The sequence below is a fragment of the Vallitalea sediminicola genome (assembly GCF_054408565.1).
Map to the genome: position 1 here is coordinate 1 of NZ_BTPT01000444.1, position 315 is coordinate 315.

The 315-nt window shown below is 34.0% G+C and carries 1 protein-coding gene; it reads left to right on the plus strand.

All coding sequences use genetic code 11. The features are described from left to right. Positions 1 to 315 (plus strand): hypothetical protein (locus ACX6CF_RS27365; RefSeq protein ID WP_458788521.1); only part of this gene is annotated, 315 nt, incomplete at both ends.

Here is a 315-nt window from a genome sequence, read left to right on the forward strand (position 1 = left end):
CAATGATTTTAAAAGCGTAAGGTCTGAAAATTTATTTAGAGATCATGTTTACAAACCAACTGGAAAAATGGTTGGCTCACTTATAGGTGAAACAGTTGATATCGGTAATATGGTATTAGGAAATGAAACTAATTATAGTGAAAGTGGAGGTAAACTGGGTGAATCCATTGGGGAACTAGGCTATTACGGCGTTGATATCTTTGGTGGTGCTACCGGTATTAAATCTTCTGTAAATGCTATGAGAACTAAAGTGACACATTTAACTAGTAAGTATTATTATGCTGGTAATGATATTATAGGTTACACGAGAATGAA